The sequence below is a fragment of the Azospirillum sp. genome, from assembly GCF_050789165.1.
In genome coordinates this window covers 1-3,750 of record NZ_JBOZRT010000031.1, presented here as the reverse complement: position 1 = coordinate 3,750, position 3,750 = coordinate 1, and the positions used below count along the sequence as shown (strand labels likewise).

Here is a 3,750-nt window from a genome sequence, read left to right as displayed (position 1 = left end):
TGGTCTCGATCATGCTCTTCTCCCGTTGACAACCCAGCACAAGCGCCGGACGTTCAGGAGACTGTACTGCTGCACAGCTTGGCTGTGTTGGCTCAGCCGAAAGAATGGATGTTGTCCTACAGAAGAGTCAGAGCACCCGGGCGTTCCGGCGGGCCCGCTCGGCCAGCGCCCGCAGCGCGCGCAGGTGGTCGACGGCCGCCAGGCGCAGGCGCCTGGCCTCGCTGACGCTCATGATGCTGGGCGCCGGCCCCCGTCCCTCGCAGTAGGCGTCCAGCGTCCTGGCGAGGCAGCACTCCGCCCGGGCCGCCGCGTGATCGGCGACTTCCCACTCCTCGAACAGCAGAAAGAACTGGGCCATCTCGTCCATGTGTGCCGGCTATTTGAAGCCGAGGTCCGCGGACGTTGTTTGATGCACGTCAGGATGGCGTCAGCGGCCGGTGCCCGCTCCCCTCCCCCCGCGCCGACACGGACCCGGCAGTGATCGTGGCTGCCCGGGGGCGCCAGCCATAATCCGGGGATCGGCATCCGGCCGAAAGAACAGGAGCTGCCATGAGGAGTGAAGTGACCGTCACGTTCAAGGACGCCGCGCCGCTGCGCATCGACCTGGAGAAGGCCGAGCCCATGACCTCCGAGGCCGCTCGCGCCTGGCTGGACCGGCAATTCACCGAGATGGGCTGCGAGCCGCTGCGGCCCACCGGCAAGGTGCTCAACGCCGACAAGGTGGTGGTGGTGGCGCAGGCCGCCGGCCCGTCGAAGTTCACCGATGCCGGCTGGGCTGGCGAGTTCGCCCGGGCGGCCAGCGCGGCGCTCGGCAAACCGGTCGTGCATGTGGACGTGCCGGCCATGAGCATCGGGTACTGAGCCTGCCGGCAGGACACCAGGAACAGCAAGGCCCGCCGATGGCGGGCCGGAGAGGGCGGGATTGCGACGCGTCGGCTCACCGACTCGTCGTCCCGTTGGGACTGCTGCGCGTCCGTCACGGCCGTCCCGCGACCGTGCCGACCGAACCCGCGGCGCGGGTTCTGCATCCCCCCTCGAGCCAGAAACAGCAAGGCCCGCTGTTGCGGGCCTTCATGTTTCTGGCGGAGAGGGCGGGATTGTGCTGCGGCGGCTCACCGCCTGTGCAGCCCGCCGGGCCCGGCTTCCGCCGTCCGTCACGGCCGTCCCGCAGCCGTGCCGACCGAACCCGCGGCGCGGCTTCTCTCCCGCCTCGAGCCAGAAACAGCAAGGCCCGCTGTTGCGGGCCTTCATGTTTCTGGCGGAGAGGGCGGGATTCGAACCCGCGGAGGGTGTTAACCCTCACACGCTTTCCAGGCGTGCGACTTAAACCGCTCATCCACCTCTCCTGCGAAGCGCGCCATTGTAGCAGCGGGTCGGCCGCCTTCCCGCTGCGCTGGGAGCCTGGGCGGCAGAGGGACGGGTCCGCGCCGGCGCTTGGAAGCCCGCCAGGCTAGGCGCGGCCGACGCCGTGTGCTCTCCGCACTCAAGGAGGCCGTAACAACGCATGGCGGGCTTGCAGGCCCAACGCGGTGCCCGTCTCTCTGCCGCCCAGGCTCCTACGCCGCCTTCGCGCTGGTGCGGCGCGCCTGCTGCGGGTTGGCCAGCAAGGACAACAGCAGGTTGACGTCGGCGGGCTTGACCATGTGGAAATCGAACCCTGCCTTGGCCGAACGGGAGCGGCTCTCCGCCTCGCCATAGCCGGTGAGAGCGATCAGCAAGGCGTCGCGCGACGCCGGCTGCAGGCGCAGCCTGTGCGCCACCTCGAACCCGTTCATGCCGGGCAGGCCGATGTCCAGCAGCACGACGTCGGGGCGAAACTGCTCGGCGATCTGCAGCGCACTCGCGCCTTCGTTGGCGACCTTGACCTCGAAGCCTTCCATCTCCAGCAGCGTCATCAGCGTCTCGGCCGAGGCGGCGAGGTCGTCCACCACCAGGATCCGGCCGGGCGCCTTGCCGCGCGAGGGGCTCCCGCGGCCGTCCGGCGCGGCCGTGACCGCCCCGGGCGCCGAGGCGAGGCGCGCCGGGAGGCAGACCACGACCTCGGTGCCCATGCCCGGCCCGTCGCTGTGCGCGGTGACGCGCCCGCCATGCAGCTCCACCAGGTGCTTCACCAGCGTGAGGCCGATGCCCAGGCCGCCCTGGGAGCGGTCCAGCGACTGATCGCCCTGGGCGAACAGGTCGAAGATATGCGGCAGGAAGGCCGGCTCGATGCCGGAGCCCTCGTCGCGCACGGCGATCCGCAGCTCACCGGCGGCATGGCTGGCCGTGAGGCAGATCTTGGTGTTCTGCCCGGAGAACTTCGATGCGTTGTTGATCAGGTTGCCCAGCACCTGCGCCAGCCGCACTGCATCGCCGTCGAGTTCGATCTCCTCGGCCGGCAGTTCCACCGACAGCAACTGGTCGCGGCCGGCCACGCGCGGCGAACTGCCTTCCACGGCCCGGTCGACCAGTTCGCGCAGCGTCAGCTTCTCCGGCTTGACCACCACCTTGCCTTGCACGATGCGCGACACGTCGAGCAGGTCGTCGATGAGCCGCGCCATGTGATCGGCCTGGCGGCCGATGACGTCGCGCGCCCAGTTCATCGTGAGCTGCGTCACGTCCCCGCCCTGCATGATGTGCACGGCATTGCGGATCGGTGCCAGCGGGTTGCGCAACTCGTGTGCCAGCATCGCCAGGAATTCGTTCTTGCGGCGGTCGGCCTCCTGCACGGCGAAGTACAGGCGGGCGTTCTCCATGGCAATCGAGGCGCGGCTCACCACTTCCTTGGCGAGCGCAACCCGCGACGCATCCATCCTGTCGCCGTCCGCCACCAGCACCACGGCGCCGCGCGAGCGGTCGCCGGCCAGCAGGGGGCAGATCGCCATCGCCTGCTGCGCTTCGCGCCGCAGTTCGAACTGGCGCGACTCCATGGCACGCGCCAGCGCTCCGCGCAGCCCCTCGGGGAGCGGGTCGCTGCCGTCGGCCGGCGCCGGATGAGTGTCGACGCGCGCCAGGCTGCCGTCGGGATTGGCGAGCGCCAGGACCGCCCGGTCGGCGAGCATGGGCACGGCGACGTCGAACAGCGCCCGGATCGTGTCGTCGAGGTCGAGCGAGCGCGCGAGCAGCTGGCTGGCTTCGGCCAGGTAGTCGGCGCGGTGGATGGCTTCCTCGGCGGCGGCCCGCGCCGCCTCGGACCGCGCCAGTGCCTCGCGGGCGGCGGCCTGCACCTGCAGCTGCCGGTTCATCCGGAACAGCTCCACGAAGACGCGGATCTTCGAGCGCAGCACCTCCGGCACCACCGGCGACGGGATGTAGTCGACGGCGCCCAGGGCGTAGCCGCGCTTGGCCTGCACCTCGTCGACGTAGGCCGTGATGAACACGATCGGCGTCTGCGCCGATTTCTTGTACTGCCGGATCAGCCCCGCCGTCTCCAGGCCGTCGATGTCGGGCATGTTGACGTCGAGCAGGATGACCGCGAACTCCATCTCGAGGATGTACGCCAGAGCCTCCTTGCCCGAGCGGGCACTGACGATGTTCTGCCCCAGCTCGTCCAGGATGGTGCGGAAGACGACATGCTTTTCCGGCAGGTCGTCCACCACCAGGATGTTGACCGGCTCGTGTTCGGGCGGCGGCGAGTGGTTCGATTCCAAACGCGGGCTCACTGGTGCAGCCAGGCGCGCAGGACGGCCAGCAGGTCCTGCGTGTTGACCGGTTTCGACAGGTAGTCCCAGGCGCCCGCCTCGATGCACTTCTCGCGGTCGCCCTTCATGG

3 protein-coding genes and 1 tRNA gene are annotated in these 3,750 nt (G+C 69.8%); 1 reads left to right on the top strand and 3 read right to left on the bottom strand.

Translation table 11 applies throughout. The features are described 5' to 3' along the window. Positions 1–127 precede the first annotated feature (127 nt). Positions 128–367, bottom strand: coding sequence for a hypothetical protein (locus ACRWK7_RS06225; protein ID WP_431855334.1), 240 nt, complete (start codon positions 365–367; stop codon positions 128–130). Positions 368–549: 182 nt separating this feature from the next. Here ACRWK7_RS06225 and ACRWK7_RS06220 point away from each other — a divergent pair, with 182 nt between their 5' ends. Further along, entirely contained in the window at positions 550–861 is a 312-nt protein-coding gene (locus ACRWK7_RS06220) for a hypothetical protein (RefSeq protein ID WP_431855333.1), read from the top strand. Between the two features lie 395 nt (positions 862–1,256). Here ACRWK7_RS06220 and ACRWK7_RS06215 read toward each other — a convergent pair. After that, positions 1,257–1,346 (bottom strand) — tRNA-Ser (locus ACRWK7_RS06215). A 210-nt stretch (positions 1,347–1,556) separates the two neighbouring features. Beyond that, positions 1,557–3,641: a response regulator gene (locus tag ACRWK7_RS06210; RefSeq protein WP_431855332.1), complete on the bottom strand. Its 2,085-nt coding sequence runs from the start codon at positions 3,639–3,641 to the stop codon at positions 1,557–1,559. Positions 3,642–3,750: the final 109 nt, after the last annotated feature.